Annotated in this window: 12 protein-coding genes, 1 pseudogene and 1 riboswitch; of the genes and pseudogenes, 5 read left to right on the top strand and 8 right to left on the bottom strand. The window is 71.9% G+C overall.

Annotated elements, in window-relative coordinates; translation table 11 throughout:
• Positions 1-98: 98 nt before the first annotated feature.
• The 4 genes and pseudogenes from BLU79_RS33110 (at position 99) to BLU79_RS33090 (ending at position 5,324) form a co-directional block, all read left to right on the top strand.
• On the top strand, positions 99-2,264 hold the full coding sequence (locus BLU79_RS33110) for a hypothetical protein (protein ID WP_093909670.1): 2,166 nt from the start codon (positions 99-101) through the stop codon (positions 2,262-2,264).
• 5 nt (positions 2,265-2,269) lie between these two features.
• Complete coding sequence (locus BLU79_RS33105; protein ID WP_256333546.1) at positions 2,270-3,889, top strand: ABC transporter substrate-binding protein; 1,620 nt, start codon at positions 2,270-2,272, stop codon at positions 3,887-3,889.
• Positions 3,890-3,997: 108 nt separating this feature from the next.
• A pseudogene (locus BLU79_RS33095) lies at positions 3,998-4,263 on the top strand (acyl-CoA dehydrogenase family protein); the annotation flags it as partial.
• Complete coding sequence (locus BLU79_RS33090; protein ID WP_093909669.1) at positions 4,260-5,324, top strand: enoyl-CoA hydratase/isomerase family protein; 1,065 nt, start codon at positions 4,260-4,262, stop codon at positions 5,322-5,324. The pseudogene BLU79_RS33095 and the gene BLU79_RS33090, both read left to right, overlap by 4 nt.
• Positions 5,325-5,539: 215 nt before the next feature.
• Here the strand turns inward: BLU79_RS33090 and BLU79_RS33085 are convergent, their stop codons facing one another.
• The 5 genes from BLU79_RS33085 to aceA all read right to left on the bottom strand — a co-directional run bounded on the left by BLU79_RS33085 (position 5,540) and on the right by aceA (position 13,570).
• On the bottom strand, positions 5,540-6,907 hold the full coding sequence (locus tag BLU79_RS33085) for an MATE family efflux transporter (RefSeq protein WP_256333544.1): 1,368 nt from the start codon (positions 6,905-6,907) through the stop codon (positions 5,540-5,542).
• 57 nt (positions 6,908-6,964) lie between these two features.
• Complete coding sequence (metE, locus tag BLU79_RS33080; RefSeq protein WP_093909668.1) at positions 6,965-9,292, bottom strand: 5-methyltetrahydropteroyltriglutamate--homocysteine S-methyltransferase; 2,328 nt, start codon at positions 9,290-9,292, stop codon at positions 6,965-6,967.
• Between the two features lie 175 nt (positions 9,293-9,467).
• Positions 9,468-9,621: riboswitch (cobalamin riboswitch) on the bottom strand.
• Between the two features lie 75 nt (positions 9,622-9,696).
• The gene (locus BLU79_RS33075; RefSeq protein ID WP_093909667.1) at positions 9,697-10,569 is read right to left on the bottom strand and encodes a 3-hydroxybutyryl-CoA dehydrogenase; all 873 of its coding nucleotides are present in this window, start codon (positions 10,567-10,569) and stop codon (positions 9,697-9,699) included.
• Positions 10,566-12,164 (bottom strand): malate synthase A, encoded by a 1,599-nt coding sequence (gene aceB, locus BLU79_RS33070; protein WP_093909666.1) that lies wholly within the window; start codon positions 12,162-12,164, stop codon positions 10,566-10,568. Before aceB ends, BLU79_RS33075 begins: the two co-directional genes overlap by 4 nt.
• A gap of 122 nt (positions 12,165-12,286) precedes the next feature.
• Entirely contained in the window at positions 12,287-13,570 is a 1,284-nt protein-coding gene (gene aceA, locus BLU79_RS33065) for an isocitrate lyase (RefSeq protein ID WP_093909665.1), read from the bottom strand.
• A gap of 425 nt (positions 13,571-13,995) precedes the next feature.
• On the opposite strand from aceA, the gene BLU79_RS33060 reads away from it, so the two are divergent.
• On the top strand, positions 13,996-15,402 hold the full coding sequence (locus BLU79_RS33060; RefSeq protein ID WP_093909664.1) for a short-chain fatty acyl-CoA regulator family protein: 1,407 nt from the start codon (positions 13,996-13,998) through the stop codon (positions 15,400-15,402).
• 25 nt (positions 15,403-15,427) lie between these two features.
• Here BLU79_RS33060 and BLU79_RS33055 read toward each other — a convergent pair whose 3' ends face one another.
• The 3 genes from BLU79_RS33055 to tsaD are packed head-to-tail and all read right to left on the bottom strand — an operon-like array spanning position 15,428 to position 17,995.
• On the bottom strand, positions 15,428-16,354 hold the full coding sequence (locus tag BLU79_RS33055) for a cobalamin-binding protein (protein ID WP_093909663.1): 927 nt from the start codon (positions 16,352-16,354) through the stop codon (positions 15,428-15,430).
• 25 nt (positions 16,355-16,379) lie between these two features.
• The gene (locus tag BLU79_RS33050) at positions 16,380-16,946 is read right to left on the bottom strand and encodes a GNAT family N-acetyltransferase (RefSeq protein ID WP_093909662.1); all 567 of its coding nucleotides are present in this window, start codon (positions 16,944-16,946) and stop codon (positions 16,380-16,382) included.
• Positions 16,946-17,995 (bottom strand): tRNA (adenosine(37)-N6)-threonylcarbamoyltransferase complex transferase subunit TsaD, encoded by a 1,050-nt coding sequence (tsaD, locus tag BLU79_RS33045; protein WP_093909661.1) that lies wholly within the window; start codon positions 17,993-17,995, stop codon positions 16,946-16,948. The genes BLU79_RS33050 and tsaD overlap by 1 nt, the downstream gene beginning before the upstream one ends.
• Positions 17,996-18,053: the final 58 nt, after the last annotated feature.

The following is an 18,053-nucleotide window of genomic DNA, read 5'->3' as shown; positions in this document are numbered from 1 at the left end:
GTTGTCCGGCCGCAGGACTCGTGTTCCACTGGTTGTTTTCTGGCACATCGGTCACCGGTCATCCGCTCCAGGGCGGGCGAGCTCTTCGTGGGGGGTCCGTGTGTGAAGACCTGGGGTTCGAGAAACTCCTCGGCGAGGAGGGCTTTTTCGCGCGGCTGTTCGCGCGGTCGCCGTCGGGTGCCGGTCGGGAGCCGCTGTACGGCTCCGATCTTCCGGTGGTGTTGCTCACCGGTGGACCGGGCATGGGCAAGGGGCGGTTGCTGCACGCGGTGCGGGACCGTTTCGCCGTCAAGGTGCCGGTGATCCACCTGGACTGCGGCTCGCCGGTGTACGCGGACCGGGCCGAGCCGGAGCCGGGCGCCCGCTCGGCCGCGACAGAAGCCCTGGTCGAGGCCGCCCGGCGGCTGTGCACCTGGCAGGGGACAGGCGGCTCGTTCGCCTTCCCGCGGCTCTTCACGGGCCTCGCGATGATCGCGACCGGCGTCGCGGACGGCCGCCCCAGCGCGGTCGCGACGGAGATCGAACGGTACGAGATGCTGCCCCAGAGGCAGCGCTTCCGCGGTCTGGGCGCGGGTGACTTCTGGCGCGGGGTGCTCGGCGGAACCATCCAGAACCTGCTGGCGAACCTGGCCCCGCAGGTGCTCGGCGTGTACCAGGCGGCGGTGGGCAACGCGCTGCTGGACGTCCTCTTCGACCGCTTGGCACCCCGGGGCCGGGCGGAACTGGAGCGGATCTACGGCGCCTATCCGGGCGCGGCCGGTCAGCCCGGCGACGGCCTGCGCAATCTCGCCGCCGACTTCCAGGCCGGCTTCGCGGACCGGGAGTTGGCAGAGAGCTTTCTCTTCCGGGCGCTGCGCGAGGACCTGGAGGCGGCGTACGCCTCTCCGGTCGGCTGGCTGCGTCGGGTGGGCCGCCCGGGACTGTTGCTGGGCCACGCCGAGTCGCCCCTTGGGGTGCAGCTGCTGAGCGCCGTGCTCACCGACCGCCGGGGCGGGCAGCGCGACCGCGTGGTGATCGTGGGCACGGCGCGCCGGGCTGACGGCGGCGTCTTCCTGCACGGCGGCCTGCCGCAGCAGCAGGTGGTTCCCCCGGCGGAGTTCCGGCCCGCCGACGGCGGCCACGCCGCTTGGTCCCGGAGCACGGGAGCGGGAGCGGGCCAGGCGCCGTTGGCCGACGGGGTGCTCCTGCTTCGTATGCCGCTGCTCACCGGCGACCAGCTCCGCGAGGAGACCCAGCGAAGACAGCAGCGCGCGGAGCCGGAGGGCGCCGCGAACCGCCGCCGTATCGACGCCGCCGTGGCACGACTGAGCGGCGGACGGCCGCACTCGGTGATCCGGCTGGCCGCCGCTGCCGCCGCCTTCCGCATGCCGGCGGACTCCAATGACCGGGACCTGCTGGACGCCCCCCTACGACACCCCGGCGACGGCGGCCCCGAACGGCCCGTGGCGGACGTACTGCTGCAGGAGCTGATCCTCGACCAGCCGCCGGTCCGGCTGCCGGACGTGCACCGTGACCAGTGGCTCGATCTGCTCACCCATCTGTCGGTGGCCCACGACGAGGAGTGCGCGAACGTCCTGCTCCGCCATCATCAGGCGGGCCGGGTCCACCACTTGACGGCACACCAGGTGACGCAGCTGCTCATCGACACCGGCTGGCCCAGCTGCGAACGGCACTTCATAGGCGACTTCGGACTGCGCCAGCTGCTGGTGCACCGGCTGTACGGGCTACGCCCCGGCGGGGCCGCCTGGCACGCCGACCACCATCTGCTGCGGGACCACTACGCGGAACGCGCTGCCGACGAGGGGGCGCCGAGCGGCGGGGCGTTCCGTTCGGTCGCGGCGCACCGGATGAACCACCACTTGGTGTCCGGCGGAGTCGACGACGTGGTCGGCCACCTGGTGGCCACGCTGCCCGGTCGGGCCGAGGAGTGGAGCGCGGAGCTGCTGGAGATAGCCCAGGCGCCGTATCCGGGCGGAGCGGACGCCCGGCGGGAGCGTGCCGAGGGCCTGGTGACCGTGGACGGACCGGCGCTGCGTCGCACCGTCGACCAGGTGCTGCACGCGGCGTGGTTGTGCGAGGAGCGGACCAGGCCGAGCGGAAAGACGGCCGACACGCTGGCCAAGTTGCTGGAACGTCTCTCGATCATGGACTTCGACGGTGCGGGAGAGCTCGACAAGACGGCCACGCGGTGGAGCGGCCTGGCGGGGAACGAGCAGCCGTTGCTGCGCTGCACATGCACCGGACAGCTCGCGCGAGGGAGGTAACGGGGATGCCCAGGTGGAAGAAGTTCCTCTACACGCTGCTGACCGTGGGGGCGCTCACGGTGGGCGCCTGGCTCATCTGGTCCATTGCCCGGGAACCGGACACCTGCACCGACGGGATCGAGCGGATCGACGGCGAGTGCATCGGCGTCAACGGCGACGGCTACGACTTCGGCACACCGGAGATCGGGGACGTGGCCCGGGCCATCGCCCGTGAGAACGAGCGGATCGAGGACCAGCCGTATGTGACGGTGGCGGTGATGCTGCCGCTCCAGTCGGACAAGGCGGCGTTGCGGCGGCAGATGCGCAGCGACCTCCAGGGCGCGTATCTCGGGCAGCGGCAGGCCAACGAGGGGGAGGGGGAACCGCCGAAGATCCGGCTGGTGCTGGCCAACCCGGGGCGGAACTACGGGCAGCAGAAGGAGGTCGTGGACAGCCTGCTGCGGATGGCCGACTCGCCCGAGGACCGGCTGCGCGCCGTCACCGGCTTCAACCTCAGCCTCGATGCCACGGAGGAAGCCGTCGACCGCCTGACGGACCACGACGTCCCGGTGCTCGCCTCCCGGATCAGCGGCGACGGGATCGCGAACAAGGACGCCGCGGACGGGATGGCGAAGCTGAAGTTCCCCGGCCTGGCCCGGATCATCCCCACCAACCACGACGCGGCCCAGGCGCTGGCCAACTTCAACGGCGAGCGTGGCCGGGAGAACCTGAAGACGGTGCTGGTCTACGACAAGCGCCCCGACAGCTACACCGAGTCGCTGGCGGAGGCGTTCAGCGAGATCGAGGAGAAGGGCCCGGCCGGTCCCGCCGCGATGTCCTTCGAGTCCCCGGCGATCGACGAGCCGGGCTCGACCGGCAACCAGTTCACCCAGATCGCCAACAACATCTGCGACTCCGAGGCCGACACCGTCTACTTCGCGGGGCGCACGCTGCACCTGCGGATCTTCGCGCTCAAGCTCGCTCAAGTGGGCTGCAAGGACCGGCACTACACCATCGTCAGCGGGTCCGACGCCGCGTCGCTGCGGCAGGCCATGTCGGAGGAGGACTGGGCGCAGCTGCGTGGTGAGGACGGAAAGGCCAAGGTGACGGTGCAGTACGCCGCACCCGCGCACCCGGACGCGTGGGATGCCGAGCTGGCCGGCTGGAACAGGAAGTGGGACGCGGACCACGACCGCGCGCCCAGGCCGCAGGAGCTCCCCCAGTACCTCACCGAGCCGAAGACGGCCCTGGACAACCTGAAGAAGCGGATCGAGACCACGCGCAGCGAGGAGACGAAGCTCGGCTCTGTCCCGAACCTGGAGGACTCCCGGACGATGCTCGTGTACGACGGCCTCGTCACCATCGGCAAGGCCCTGCACCAGGCGCAGAGCGGCGGCGCCGAGGCGGTGCCCGGCCTTGAGGACGTCGGCAGGCAGTGGGCGCTGCTCCAGTCCCGCCATCGGGTGCAGGGCACGAGCGGTCTGATATGCCTGACCAGCGGCGGGAACGCGTACGACAAGCCGGTCGCGGTCGTCGAGTTGGACCCGGGCCGGGAGGGCCACGGCAAGCTGAGGTTCGTCGGCCTGGGCTGGCCGACCGGCCGGGAACAGCCGAAGAACTGCGTGATCCCCAGCAGCACGCCCTGAGGGGAGGACGCTCCGACGCTCGATGTCCGTCACGACGCGGTCGGCGTCGGTGAGATGCAGTAGTTCCTGCACATGGCGGTGGCGTGGATGCGACCGGCGCTCCAGTTGGCCCCGGTCCTGCGCTTCCGGCCGGCCGACATGGCTACCGAACTCGCCGCCGCCGTGCCCTCGTCCGCGATGGCGAAGCGGCTCGCCACCGACACGGGCTACTCGGTGGCCGACCGCGCCCTCCAACTCCACGGGGGCCACGGCTGTCTCAGCGAGACGGCATTGAGAAGATCGTCGGTGACCTGTGCGTTCACCAGATCCTGGAAGGAACCGACGAGATCATGCGCGTCATCGTGGCCCACGGCCCGACGGAGGCACTCGGATGACCGACGTCCTGTTCGCCAGGGCGGGTCGGGCCGCCCACATCACCCTCAACCGGCCGAAGGCCCTCAACGCCCTCACCCACGCGATGGTGCGCCGCATCGATGAGGCATTGACGGGCTGGGAGCACGACCCGGCCGTCGAGACCGTCGTCATCAGTGGCGCGGGGGAGCGCGGCCTGTGCGCGGGCGGTGACATCCGGGCCATCCACGACGACGCGCGCGACGGGGACGGCACCGCCTCCGCCGCGTTCTGGCGCGACGAGTACCACCTCAACGCCCGTATCGCCCGCTTTCCCAAGCCGTACGTCGCCCTCATGGACGGCATAGTCATGGGCGGCGGCGTCGGTGTCTCCGCGCACGGCAGCGTTCGGATCGTCACCGAGCGGTCGAGGGTCGCCATGCCCGAGACCGGCATCGGCTTCGTCCCCGATGTCGGCGGCACCCATCTGCTCGCCCTCGCCCCGGGCGAACTCGGCACCCACCTCGCCCTGACGGGCGCGCAGATCGGCGCCGGGGACTCCGTGCTGTGCGGGCTCGCCGACCACTACCTGCCGTCCACCTCGCTCCGGCACTTCGTCGACGACCTCGCCGACCTGCCCGTACGACAAGCCCTGGATCGTCATGTGCGGCCCGCCCCGGAGGGGGAGTTGGCCGGGCGGCGGGAGTGGATCGACTCCTGCTTCGCCTCCGACACGGTCGAGGAGATCATCGGGCGGCTGCTCGCCCAAGGCGACCCGGCGGCGAAGGAGACCGCCGAGACCCTGCTGGCCAAGTCGCCCACCTCGCTCAAGGTCACCCTGGCCGCCCTGCGCCGCGCCCGTCGGCTCGGCTCGCTGGAGCGGGTGCTGGAGCAGGAGTACCGCGTCTCCTGCGCGGCCCTGACCGCGCCCGACCTGGTCGAGGGCATCCGCGCCCAGGTCATCGACAAGGACCGCAATCCGCGCTGGTCACCGGCCACCCTCGCCGAGGTCACCGGCGCCGACGTGGAGCGCTTCTTCACGTCCCTCGGCGAGCGCGAACTCGGGCTCGCCGGACCCGACGGCGCCGAAGAGGTGGCCTGGTGAGTACGACCGTCGCGTTCATCGGACTCGGGCAATGGGCGGTCCGATGGCCGCCAATCTGGTGCCGCGGGGCGCGAGATCGCCGGCGGGGTCGTCGGCGCCGAGGCCACCACGCTGATCTTCACGGCCGGCCGGGGTGAGGCCGACTTCACCGAGGCGCGTCCTCTGCGGGAGGCCATGGGCAGGAAGACCGTCCCGACCGTCCCGGCCAACCGCGACTACCGGCCGGGCCAGGTGACGGCCGGCACCTCCTCGCGGTCCTCGGCGAAGGCGCTGTGCCGGTGGAAGGAGTACGCCTTGCCCACCGCTTGGAGGAAGTTGGCGACGGCGAGAGCCGTCCACAGGGCGGCAACACCCCCGGCGGTGGCGATCGGGGCGGCGACAGCGGCCAGGACTCCGTAGCAGATCGACGTCGACACGAAACTCGGCACCGTGCGTTTGAGGCCGATGAGTCCGAACCCGACGACCGCCTGCAGCGCGTCGGTGACGACCACGGCCAGGACCAGGGGCAGCAGGTCCGTGATCTGCGGCCGCACCTCGGCATCCCCGGTGAACAGCGGAATGATCCACGGTCCGAGGAGAACCATCACTGATGCGATGAACCCCACAACGGCCAGCGCCAGCCACGTCCCTGCCCGGACGCTGCGACGGATGCGTGCGGTGTCGTGCTCCTCCGCGTGCTCGGAGACCAGCGGGACGGTGGCCTGGCCGACCGCCACCGCAGCCGTGAAGATGAGGTTGACCAGCGAGATTCCGACGCTGTGCACCGCGGCGCCGTCCGTCCCGATCCTGGCCGCGGCGAAGGTCAGTACGCCCAGGACCGCGAACTTGACCAGGACCGTGCCGGCGAGCGGAATCCCCACGGAGCCCAACTGCCAGACCTGCTTCACATCCGGCCTGCCCGGACACAGGGAGCGGCCGGCCAGCACCGTGGAGCGGCGCAGGGCCACCTGGTTGACGCAGGCGCTGATCACGCTGGAGGCGAGCATGGCGACGCCTGCCCCGGTCAGGCCGTGACTCGGCAGAGGGCCGGGGCCACCCACGAGGAGGACGGACAGCGCGGTCGACGCGGCGGTGCCGAGCAGCCCGGCCCGCATCACCAGCTTTGAGTGGCCCAGTGCGACCAGGACGGACGTGGTCGACGAGCTGACCGCGATGGCGAGCACGCTCCCGGCCAGCAGCAAGGGGAAGCTCCCCAACTGGTCGAGAGTGGTGCGGGGAACGCCGGTCGCCCGGCCGATCAGAGGAACGGACGCGACCGCCGCCGCGGCGAGGGCACCGACGGCGATCGCGAGCCACGTCCCGCTGCGCACCACGGGCAGGAGCCGGTCGGGATCTTCCTTGCGCGGCGTGACGAACGGCATCACACCGCGCAGCGCGCCCGCCACCGTGGCGGTGGCCGGGCTGAACACCGCCGTGCTCACCGCGAAGGCGGCGAGCACGGCGGTGGAGTGGTTGCCGAGCAGTGCGGTGTCGACCAGGGCGCCGGCCGAGGCGGCGATCATCGTCAGGTACAGCGGAAGCGCTGCCGCCGCTATCCCGATCCATGTACCGCGTCCGGCCGGTCCGGTCCCCTTGCTGATCACATGTTCGATCATCACACCGCTGGAGCCGACAGGTCGGCGGAAGTGGCGAACAAGGCGTCAGTGCGCGGAGGGCCCCGCGATCTCCTCACGCACCGTGCGGGCGGCGGCGACCAGGTGCTCCAGTGAGGCGCGGGTCTCCGGCCAGCCGCGGGTCTTCAGGCCGCAGTCGGGGTTGACCCACAGCCGTTCGACGGGGATGGCCTTCAGTCCGGTGCGCAGGAGTTCCGCCGCCTCCTGCGTGCTCGGCACCCGCGGCGAGTGGATGTCGTAGACACCCGGCCCCGCCTCCCGCGGGTAGCCGTGCGTGGCCAGCTCCCGGGCCACCTGCATGTGCGAGCGGGCGGCCTCCAGGCTGATGACATCGGCGTCGAGGTCGTCGATGGCCTGGACGATGTCGCCGAACTCGGCGTAGCACATGTGGGTGTGGATCTGGGTGTCCGGCCGCACTCCGCTCGTGCTGAGCCGGAAGCCTTCCGTGGCCCACGCCAGGTAGGCGGGACGGTCGGCGGCGCGCAGCGGGAGCGTTTCGCGCAGGGCGGGTTCGTCGACCTGGATGACCGAAGTCCCGGCCGCCTCAAGGTCGTCCACCTCGTCGCGCAGGGCCAGGGCGACCTGGCGGGCCGTCTCGCCGAGCGGCTGGTCGTCGCGGACGAAGGACCAGGCCAGCATGGTGACCGGTCCGGTGAGCATGCCCTTGACCGGGCGGGAGGTGAGGGACTGGGCGTACGACGTCCAGCGCACCGTCATCGGTGCGGGGCGGGAGATATCGCCGGCCAGGATCGGCGGGCGGACGTAGCGGGTGCCGTAGGACTGCACCCAGCCGTGCTGGGTGGCGAGGTAGCCGGTGAGCTGCTCCGCGAAGTACTGGACCATGTCGTTGCGTTCGGGCTCGCCGTGCACCAGGACGTCGATGCCGGTCTTCTCCTGGAAGGAGACGACCTCCTGGATCTCCGCCTTGATGCGCTCCTCGTAGCCGGCGGTGTCGATGCGGCCCGCGCGGAGATCGGCGCGCGCGGTGCGCAGTTCGCCGGTCTGCGGGAAGGAGCCGATGGTGGTGGTCGGCAGCAACGGCAGCCCGAGGTGGGCGCGTTGGGCGGCGGCCCGTTCGGCGTACGGCTGGGAGCGGCGGGCGTCCGTGTCCGTGACGGCCGCCGCCCGGGACCGGACGGCCGGGTCGTGGGTGATCGGGGAACCGGCGCGGGAGGCCAGGTCGGCGCGGTTCGCGGCGAGTTCGGCGGTGATGGTGTCGGTGCCCTGGGCGAGGCCGCGCGCGAGGGTGACGATCTCGGCGGTCTTCTGCCTCGCGAAGGCCAGCCAGCGCAGGATCTGCGGTTCGATGTCCCGCTCGGCGGACGCGTCGAGCGGCACGTGCAGCAGCGAGCAGGAGGCCGACACGTCGACCCGGTCGGCCAGGCCGAGCAGGGTGCCGAGGGTGGCGAGGGACTTCGACAGGTCGTTGACCCAGATGTTGCGGCCGTTGACGACACCGGCGACCAGGCGCTTGCCGGGCAGCCCGCCGACGGCGGCGAGCGCGTCCAGGTTGGCGGCGGCGGCCTCCGTGAAGTCCAGCGCGAGCCCCTCGACCGGCGCCTTGGCCAGCACCGGCAGGGCGTCGCCGAGCCGGTCGAAGTACGAGGCGACGAGCAGCTTCGGCCGGTCGGTGAGGGCGCCGAGGTCGCGGTAGGCCCGCTCGGCGGCGTTCAGTTCGGCCGGGGTGCGGTCCTGGACGAGGGCGGGCTCGTCCAGCTGGACCCAGTCGGCGCCGGCCGCGCGCAGGTCGGCCAGGATCTCCGCGTACACCGGCAGCAGCCGGTCCAGCAGGGTGAGCGGCTCGAAGTCCGCGGCGACCCCGGGCGCGGGCTTGGCGAGCAGAAGGTAGGTGACCGGGCCGACCAGCACGGGCCGGGCGGTCAGGCCCAGCGCCAGGGACTCCTTCAGCTCGGCGACCTGCTTGGCCGAGTCGGCCGTGAAGACGGTGTCCGGGCCCAACTCGGGCACCAGGTAGTGGTAGTTGGTGTCGAACCACTTGGTCATTTCCAGCGGCGCGATGTCCTGCGTGCCGCGCGCCATGGCGAAGTAGCCGTCCAGGGCGTCGGCCTCGACGGCGGCGCGGTGGCGGGCGGGGATCGCACCGAGGGCGACGGTGGTGTCCAGGACGTGGTCGTAGTACGAGAAGTCACCGGTCGGCACCTCGTGGATGCCGGCCTCGGCGAGCTGCCGCCAGTGCGAGGCGCGCAGGTCGGCGGCGGTGGAGCGCAGGGCCTCGGCGTCGACCCGGCCCTTCCAGTAGCCCTCGATCGCCTTCTTCAGCTCCCGGTTCGGGCCCTGACGCGGGTAGCCGTACACGGTCGCTCGTGCTGCCGCGGCTGCGGACTTGGTGGTCACGGAGATCTCCTTCGCGAGATGAATCCCTGAGATCCCGGAGACGGGACGAGAACGCGAAGGGGCGACGGACCGGACGGCAGCGGCCGTATGGCCGTCCGTTCGGTCGTGTACGCCGACCCGCCCTCGAGGTCACCGGGATGTCCGCGCACGAGTGGTTCGCGCGCGGGCAGTTGGCAGGTCTTCGGACTCGCGGGCACGCCCTCCTGACCGGAGGACACCTACTGGCCGTCGCTTCCCAGGCCCGGTACGTCGGACCCAGTGCGTATGACGGCGGTCGTTCCCGCTCACCGCTGCGGGGCAGTCCCGGATTCCCACCGGGTTCCCTCTTACGACGCATCCCGCCATGGGGGTCCCCCCATGCCTTTCGGGCTATGGGGGAGGACGGGGCGAACCAGCTGCACGGATCAGCCTACCCGGCCGTACCCATGGAACCCCCGGCCGCTCTTACGGCCCAGCAGCCCCGCCTCCACCATCCGCTGAAGCAGCGGGGGAGGAGCGTAGAGGGGTTCCTTGAACTCGTCGTAGAGCGACTCGGCGATCGAGGCGACGGTGTCGAGACCGATCAGATCCGCGAGCTTCAGCGGGCCCATGGGGTGGGCGCAGCCCAGTTCCATGCCGGTGTCGATGTCGGCTGCGGTGGCGAAGCCGGACTCCGCCATACGGATCGCGGACAGCAGGTAGGGGACGAGCAGCGCGTTGACGACGAAGCCCGCCCGGTCCTGGGAACGGATCACGGTCCTGCCGAGGGCGCCGGTCGCGAAGTCCTCGACCGTGGCGATCGTCGCGGCCGACGTGTGCAGGGACGTCACGACCTCCACCAGCGGGAGTACGGGCACGGGGTTGAAGAAGTGCAGGCCCACGACCCGGTCCGCGCGGCCGGTCGCCCTGCCGAGCCGCATGACCGGCAGGGAGGAGGTGTTGGTGGTCAGCACGGCCGCCGGATCCTCGACGATCTTGTCGAGCGCCGTGAACACCTCGATCTTGGCGTCCGGGTTCTCCACGACGGCCTCGACGACGAGCTGCCGGTCGGCCAGGTCCTCCAGGTTGCCGGTGAACACCGTCCGCGCGAGCGCGTCCCGCGCGGCGGCCTGCTCCAGCTTGCCCCGCCGCACCGCGCGGTCGAGCGACGCCGTCACCCGTTCCCGGGCGGCGCGGGCCGCGACCGCGTCCACCTCGCACACCATGGTGTCGAGCCCGGCCAGCGCGCACACTTCGGCGATCCCGGCCCCCATCTGCCCGCCGCCGACCACACCGACACGCTTGATGCCCCCGCTCATGCCCCGGCCTCCGTCCGCCGCACGAGGTGACGGCTGTAGGCGTCCGGCGTGAAGAACCCCGGCAACTCGCCCGCCAGCGCGGTCCGTTCGAACAGTGCGCGGATCTCGTCGACCGGCGCCCACGGATACTCGGCGCCCAGCGCCACGACCTCGTCGTCGAGCAGCCGCAGCACCGCCTCCCGGTCGATCACCCGGTGCCGCAGCCACTGCCAGATCTGCACCCGGGCGATCTCGGCGGTGGCCGCGTCCTCCATCAGGCCGTACAGCGCGACCGCGCCCTGTCCGCGCAGCCAGGCGGCGAAGTACCGCAGGGCGACGGCGATGTTGACGCGCACCCCCTCCGGGGTCGGCGGCCCGCTGATCCGGCGCACCGACAGCAGGTCGGCGGCGCCGACCTCCACGTCGTCGCGCGTACGGTCGATCTGGTGCGGCCGACCGCCGAGGACACCGTCGAACACCTCACGGCAGACGGACACCAGGCCCGGATGGGCCACCCACGACCCGTCGAATCCGTCCTCCGCCTCCCGCTCCTTGTCGAGGCGCACCTTGGCGAGCGCGGCCTCGTTCGCGGCCGGGTCCTTGCCGGGCACGTGGGCGGCCATACCGCCGATGGCGTGGGCGCCCCGCTTGTGGCAGGTGCGCACGAGGAGTTCGGTGTAGGCCCGCATGAAGGGGGCGGTCATGGTGACCTTCGCCCGGTCCGGCAGCAGGAAGTCGGTGCGGTGGCCGAAGGTCTTGATCAGGCTGAACAGGTAGTCCCAGCGGCCCGCGTTGAGACCGGAGCTGTGCTCGCGCAGCTCGTGGAGGATCTCCTCCATCTCGAAGGCCGCGGTGATCGTCTCGATGAGAACGGTGGCCCGGATCGTGCCGCGCGGAATACCGAGGAATTCCTGCGCGGCGACGAAGATGTCGTTCCACAGGCGGGCCTCGTACCGGTTCTCCAGCTTGGGCAGATAGAAGTACGGGCCGCGCCCGGCGTCGATCTGGCGCTGGGCGCAGTGGAAGAAGTACAGCCCGAAGTCCACGAGGGCCGCGGGCACCGGCCGCCCGTCGAACTCCAGATGCTCCTCGTCGAGATGCCACCCGCGGGGCCGGACGACGATGGTGGCGAGCCGGTCACGGTCCCCGAGGCGGTACTCCTTGCCCTCGGGAGTGGTGAAGTCGATCCGGCGCTCGATCGCGTCGAGCAGATTGAGCTGACCGGAGACGATGTTGTCCCAGGTGGGCGCGGTGGCATCCTCGAAGTCCGCCAGCCAGACCTGGGCGCCCGAGTTGAGGGCGTTGACGGTCATACGACGCTCGGGCGGCCCGGTGATCTCCACCCGCCGGTCGGCCAGACCGGGCGCGGGCGGCGCCACCCGCCAGGTCGGATCGGCGCGCACGGCAGAGGTGACCATGGGGAAGTCGAGCGGCGAGCCCGACGCCAGCCGCAGGGCCTGCCGACGACGCTCCTTCAGAAGTTCCCGACGGCGCTCCTCGAAGGCACCGGCCAGCCGGCCGACGAAGTCGAGAGCGGCGGGCGTGAGAATCTCGTCGTGCCGGTGCCCGGCAGCGGCGAGGACGCGGACGTGGTGGGTCAGTGCGGTGGTAGACATCGGCCTCTCCTGACTGGAAACGTTCAGGGCATCGCCCTCAAGGGGCGCGGGGCCGCATCGATATGCGGCTCCGCCGCGTGGGCGCGACCAGCCCCCACGCACCCGCAGACGACGAACCGGACTTAGTGGAACTGCTCTTCCTCGGTGGACCCGGAGAGCGCGGTAGTGGAAGAGGCAGGATTGACGGCGGTGGAGACCAGATCGAAGTACCCGGTACCGACCTCCCGCTGATGCCTGACGGCAGTGAACCCGTGCTGCTGCGCCGCGAACTCCCGCTCCTGCAGATCGACGTACGCGGTCATCCCGTGCTCGGCATAGCCACGCGCAAGGTCGAACATGCCGTGGTTCAGGGAGTGGAACCCGGCCAGCGTGATGAACTGGAACCGGTACCCCATCGCCCCCAACTCCCGCTGGAACTTGGCGATCTGGTCGTCGTCCAGCGAGGCCTTCCAGTTGAAGGAGGGCGAGCAGTTGTACGCCAGCATCTGGTCCGGGTGCTCGGCGTGGATCGCCTCGGCGAACTCCCGCGCCTGTGCGAGATCCGGCGTACCGGTCTCGACCCAGATGAGGTCGGCGTAGGGGGCGTACGCGAGGCCCCGGGCGATCACCGGCGCCATCCCGTTCCGCACCCGGTAGAACCCCTCCGCGGTCCGCTCCCCGGTCACGAACTCGGCGTCGCGCTCGTCGACATCACTGGTGATGAGGTTGGCGGCGAGGGCGTCCGTACGCGCGATGACCAGCGTCGGCACATCGGCGATGTCGGCCGCGAGCCGGGCCGCGTTCAGGGTGCGGACGTGCTGAGCGGTCGGCACCAGGACCTTGCCGCCGAGGTGACCGCACTTCTTCTCCGAGGCGAGCTGGTCCTCGTAGTGGATGCCGGCGGCCCCCGCCGCGATCATCGCCTTGGTCAGCTCGAAGGCGTTCAGCGGGCCGCCGAACCCGGCCTCGGCGTCGGCGACGATCGGCGCGAGCCAGTCCGTGGTGTCGCCCGCGCCCTCGGCGGTGGCGATCTGGTCGGCGCGCAGGAGGGCGTTGTTGATCCGACGGACCACCTGGGGCACGGAGTTGGCCGGGTAGAGGCTCTGGTCGGGGTAGGTGTGCCCGGCCTGATTGGCGTCCGCGGCGACCTGCCAGCCGGACAGGTAGATCGCCTGGAGGCCTGCCTTGACCTGCTGGACGGCCTGGCCGCCGGTGAGCGCGCCGAGCGCGTGGATGTAGTCCCGCTCGTGCAACTGGCGCCACAGCCGCTCGGCGCCGCGCCGGGCCAGGGTGTGCTCCTCACGGACGCTGCCGGAGAGCCGTACGACGTCCTCGGCGGTGTAGGTGCGCTCGATGCCCTGCCAGCGCGGGTCGGTGGCCCAGCGCCGCGCGAGCTCCTCGGCCGCCTGTGTCCTCGCCTCTGCCATGAGTGTCACCGTCTCCCTCGGTTGTGCGGTCTGCCAACCCTCACGCCGTCGCCGCGAGAGGTGGCACTGTGTGTCTTCGACTGGAATGCGGCCCGCCCTACCTGCCGTGGGGCGGAGCTGAGCAATGCCGGCCCGGTAGCGCGGCGCTAATGCCGGGATCTCCGACGTCTGGGCGTGAATCGTGCCCGGTCCAGTGCCTGGCCGCCGGAGGTTCGGCGGGCCGCACTCAGACTCTGGCAGTGGCACTGAGTGCCATCAAGGGTGGACGCGTGCCAACTTCTGCGAATCTTCGCGCCCTCGTTTGCCAAGGTTGCGAAGGGTCGCGGCGCCCTCGATTCGCGTACGCTGGCGACCGTCCCGGGCGATGCCCGGAGGCAACGGGCGGGGATCGGCGATGCCCGGGCCTGGGGGCGGGGAGGAGAGCGGTGAGCAAGATCTATGCGGGCGCGCGGCTGCGGCGGCTGCGCGAGGAGCGCCGGATGAGCCAGGCCGAGCTGGCCCGCGTCCTCGGGATCTCGCCCAGCTATCTGAACCAGATGGAGCACGACTCCCGCCCGCTCACCGTCCCGGTCCTGCTGAAGCTGACCGAGGCCTTCGGCGTCGACCCCGGCTTCTTCTCCGAGCGCGACACGGCCCGGCTGCTGGCGGACCTGCGCGAGGCGCTCGCCGGCGAGATCACCGAAGCGCGGGTGTCCCCGACCGACCTCGCCGAACTCGCCTCCCGGATGCCCGAGGTCGCCCAGGTCCTGCTGGACCTCGGCCGCCGCAACCAGCGGTTGTCCGAGCGGCTCGCCGGGGCCGCGGACGGCCGCGACGGCGATCGGGGTGCCGCGTCCTCACCCCACGAGGAGATCCGGGACTTCTTCTACCGCCGCCAGAACTACCTGCACGACACCGACCTCGCCGCCGAACAGCTCGCCGAGGACATCGGCATCCGACCCGGCGAGGTCGTCCAGGCCCTGACGGCCAGACTCGCCGACGCCCACGGCGTCCGCCTGACCGTCGCCACCGGCGACCATCTGCACCACTACGACGAAGCGGCGCGCACCCTCCACCTGTCCGCCCGACTCCGCCCAGGACAGCGGGCGTTCCGGATGGCCCTCCAGCTCGCCCTGCTCGAATACGGCGCCGAACTCGACCGCCAGGCCGGCGAGGACTTCCCGCCCGGTTCCCCCACGCATGCCCTGGCCCGGATCGGCATCGCCAACTACTTCGCGGCCGCGCTGATCCTGCCGTACACCGCCTTCCACGCGGCGGCCGAGGAGGTGCGCTACGACATCGAACGCCTCACCGACCGCTACAGCCTCGGCCACGAGACCGTCTGCCACCGCCTGAGCACCCTGCAGCGGCCCCGGCTGCGCGGTGTGCCCTTCTCCTTCGTCCGGGTGGACCGGGCCGGGAACATGTCCAAGCGGCAGTCGGCCACCGGGTTCCACTTCTCCCGGGCGGGCGGCACCTGCCCGCTGTGGAACGTCTACGAGGCGTTCGCGGCGCCCGGCCGGATCCATGTCCAGATCGCCGAAATGCCGGACGGGCAGCGGTACTTGTGGACGGCCCGCGCCCTCACCCGGCACCGCGGCGGCTGGGGCGAGCCCGGCAAGACCTTCGCCATCGGGCTGGGCTGCGAGATCCGCCACGCCCATCGCCTCGTCTACTCCGACGGCCTCGATCTCGCCAACGCCTCCGCCGCCACACCGATCGGTATGGGCTGCCGCGTCTGTGAACGCCTCGACTGCCCCCAACGCGCGGTGCCGCCCCTCGACCGCCCCCTGCGGATCGACCAGAACAGCAGCACCTTCGTGCCGTATCCGGTGGCGGATCCGGCGATGTGACGGGCCGTGCGTGCCCCCGAGCCGGTCAGCCGCCGCCCACGCGCCGTGCCTCCCCCTCGGTGACCGGTGCCCCGGCCACCACCCCGTGCAGGACGTACGCCAGCACCTCCGCCCCGCGCACCACCCGCGGCCCCGGCCGGTTGAAGTAGGCCGGTCCGTCCACCACCCACACCTCGCCCGACCGCACCGCGGGAAGGTCCCGCCAGCCGGGGAGACCCGTGAGCGCTCCCTCCCACTCGCGCATGGTGCGCTGCGGAGCGAAGCCGCACGGCAGGAGAAGGACGACGTCGGGGCGCGCGGCGCGCACCGCCTCCCACTCCATGGGCTTGGTGTGCTCGCCGGCGGCGGCCAGCAGCGGTGCGCCGCCCGCGGCGCGGATCTGCTCCGGCACCCAGTGCCCGGCGGGCCACAGCGGATCGAGCCACTCGATCGCGACCACGCGGGGACGCGGCCGGGAGAGGACGAGCGACTCCACGCGGGCCAGCCGGGACCGGAGCCCGGCAGACCGCTCCCGCGCCGTCCCCGACACCCCCAGCACCTCACCCACCCGCACCAGACAGTCCAGTACGTCGTCGAGCGTGCGCGGTTCCAGGCTCAGCACCCGGGGTCCGCCGCCCTCCAGCACCCGCACCGCCCGGGACACGGCCCCGTACGACACCGCGCAGACCTCGCACAGGTCCTGGGTGAGCACGACGTCCGGGGCGAGCGCGGCCAGGGCCTCGGTGTCGAGCGTGTAGAGCGAGGAGCCGCGGTGCGCCGCCCCGCCGACCGCCTCGGAGATCTCCCGGCTGCTCATCCGGTCCGCGTCGAACCCGGCGGCCGTCACCACCGGAACCCCCTGCACCGGCCCCGGCGGCCAGTCGCACTCATGGGTACGCCCCACAAGGCTGTCGGCGAGGCCGAGTTCGGCCACGATGTCGGTGGCCGCGGGCAGCAGGGAGACGATCCGCATGCCGAAAGCCTAGGGCTCCGGTTGCTTACCGGGGTTGCGCGGCCAGGGGCCGGGCGGGGTGACGGGGGCCGAGGAAGACGACGATGCCCGTGCCGTCGGGGGAGGGGTGGGTGGCCTGGGTCCAGCCCTGGCGGTGGTAGAAGGACAGGGCGCGAGGCGACCGGACGGAGGTCAGCAGCCAGGAGCGGCCTTTGGGGGCGTCCTCGGTGACCGCTGCCAGGAGGTCGGCGGCCAGGCCGGATCCCTGGGCGTCGGCGCGGACGGCGAGTTCGTCCGTCTCGCGGGCGCCGCACAGCCAGTCGACGGTGCGCTCGGGGCCGAGACCGGCGGCGGCCTGGGGGTAGCAGCGGTCGGTGGGGAAGGGCGCGAGGGTGGTCCAGGCCGTGGCGAAGCCGATGACCTCCGCGCCGGCGAAGGCGAGCGCGGCGGTGAAGCCGGGACGCCGTACGTTCACCCGGAGCCGTCCGGCGAACTCCTCCGCCTTTTCCTCGTCCTCGTTCCAGGGTGGGACGCAGAAGGCGTCGACGTAGACGGAGCGCAGGGTGGTGGTGTGGGCGAGGAGTTCGGCGTTCCTGAAGATCCTGATGTCCATCAGGCCACACCAGCCAGGGCCGCCCCCGGTTGCAGCGCGGCGTGCTCCAGAGGTGCCGACGGGTCGATCGACACATTCAGGGGCGCCGGTTCGGCCCAGGCCCGGACGAGGAGGTCGCCGACCGCGGCGATCATCGCGCCGTTGTCCGTGCACAGCCCGAGCGGCGGTACGCGCAACTCGATCCCGGCGGCCCGGCACCGCTCCTCGGCCAGCGACCGCACCCGCGAGTTCGCGGCCACGCCGCCGACCACGACCAGCGTGCCGACCCCGTGCTCGGCACACGCGGCCACGGCCTTGCGGGTCAGTACGTCCGCGATCGCCTCCTGGAGCGAGGCGGCGCCGTCGGCCACCGGGAGCTCCCGCCCCGAGTGCCCCTCGGCCCAGCGGGCGGCGGCGGTCTTGAGCCCCGAGAAGGAGAAGTCGTACGAGCCCGGCAGTGGGCGCGGGAAGGCGACGGAGCCCGGATTTCCCACGCGCGCCGCCCGGTCGACGGCCGGACCGCCGGGATACGGCAGCCCGAAGACCCGCGCGACCTTGTCGAAGCACTCCCCGGCGGCGTCGTCGAGGGTGTCCCCGAGGTGGACGATCGGATCGCGGACCAGATCGCGGACGAGGAGGAGCGAGGTGTGGCCGCCGGAGACGATCAGCACCATGCAGGGGTTCGGCAGCGGCCCGTGTTCCAGGGTGTCGGCGGCGACGTGACCGGCGAGGTGGTGGACGCCGTACAGCGGGACACCGAGGGCGTACGCGATGCCCTTCGCCCCCGCCAGCCCCACCTGGAGCGCACCCGACAGACCCGGCCCGGTGGTGACGGCGACCGCGCCGATGTCGGACAGCCGCAGCCCGGCCTCGTCCAGCGCCTGCCGGACCACCGGGCGCAGGGCTTGCAGGTGCGCCCGGGAAGCGATCTCGGGCACCACCCCGCCGAAGCGGGCGTGCTCGTCCATGCTCGACGCCAGCGCATGCCCCAGCAGCCGCCCGTCCCGGACCAGTCCCGCGCCGGTCTCGTCACAGGACGACTCGATGCCCAGCACGATCCGATAGCCCATGTCCACCTCTTCCTGCGCTAGAAAAGCTATTGCAAGAAGTGTGCAATAAGAGCCGGTG

Origin of the sequence: Streptomyces sp. cf386 (assembly GCF_900103585.1) — a bacterium.
Lineage (GTDB): Bacteria > Actinomycetota > Actinomycetes > Streptomycetales > Streptomycetaceae > Streptomyces.
The sequence above is the reverse complement of the archived record's forward strand: the minus strand, read 5'-3'. Positions and strand labels throughout refer to the sequence as shown.

Excerpts from the sequence above, each read along its gene's own strand:
- aceA (WP_093909665.1), bottom strand. The coding sequence starts at position 13,570 with ATGGCAGAGGCGAGGACACAGGCGGCCGAGGAGCTCGCGCGGCGCTGG.
- BLU79_RS33055 (WP_093909663.1), bottom strand. The coding sequence starts at position 16,354 with ATGCGGATCGTCTCCCTGCTGCCCGCGGCCACCGACATCGTGGCCGAA.
- tsaD (WP_093909661.1), bottom strand. The coding sequence starts at position 17,995 with ATGGGCTATCGGATCGTGCTGGGCATCGAGTCGTCCTGTGACGAGACC.
- aceB (WP_093909666.1), bottom strand. The coding sequence starts at position 12,164 with ATGTCTACCACCGCACTGACCCACCACGTCCGCGTCCTCGCCGCTGCC.
- BLU79_RS33075 (WP_093909667.1), bottom strand. The coding sequence starts at position 10,569 with ATGAGCGGGGGCATCAAGCGTGTCGGTGTGGTCGGCGGCGGGCAGATG.
- BLU79_RS33090 (WP_093909669.1), top strand. The coding sequence starts at position 4,260 with ATGACCGACGTCCTGTTCGCCAGGGCGGGTCGGGCCGCCCACATCACC.
- BLU79_RS33050 (WP_093909662.1), bottom strand. The coding sequence starts at position 16,946 with ATGGACATCAGGATCTTCAGGAACGCCGAACTCCTCGCCCACACCACC.
- BLU79_RS33105 (WP_256333546.1), top strand. The coding sequence starts at position 2,270 with ATGCCCAGGTGGAAGAAGTTCCTCTACACGCTGCTGACCGTGGGGGCG.